The 573-nt window shown below is 34.4% G+C and carries 1 protein-coding gene; it reads right to left on the bottom strand.

From position 1 onward, the window contains the following. Positions 1–224: 224 nt before the first annotated feature. Complete coding sequence (locus ACS8FD_RS23225; RefSeq protein ID WP_439263222.1) at positions 225–494, bottom strand: hypothetical protein; 270 nt, start codon at positions 492–494, stop codon at positions 225–227. Positions 495–573 lie beyond the last annotated feature (79 nt).

Genomic DNA, 573 nt, shown 5'->3' on the forward strand with positions numbered 1-573 from the left:
TCATACAAAAAATAAGACATCATACAAAGCTTCAATATCATTGTAACGAGTAAACTGTCTTTATTAAGCGAACGGATATTAGGTCGTTCAGCTTTCAAGCCACTAGCATTACCTTTAGTATGTTTGGCGATTTTAGCGTCTTCTAGTCCAGTCAATGGCTTGCCTGCCACTGCGCCAAAGAAGTAGAAAGATTTTAACTCTAATGTATCTTCATCAAATATTATCTAAATAATACATCCTGAAGGCTTAGTGGCTAAACGAATATTAACTTTTTGTCTTGAAGTTTTACCACCTAGTTTCGAAGCTTTAAGTTGAATATGTCGAATGACATTATTAAGCTCTAGAACAACATCACAGCCAGCATTGTCGACCTCAGGTTTCATAACCTCAAGCTGACAATCACCTTTTAGCCACGATAGTTTAAGCATTTCACTAATAAATAAGTGCTCAATAAGCTTTTCTCTAAAGCTCGAATGTTCAAAATGTTTACTCATAGTTCACCTTGTTACTTTATGACCTTTATTATATGACCTCTATTAACAACATAGCCTTCAAAAGTTACATGTGTTTTTA

The organism is Psychrobacter sp. 1U2 (genome assembly GCF_051847575.1).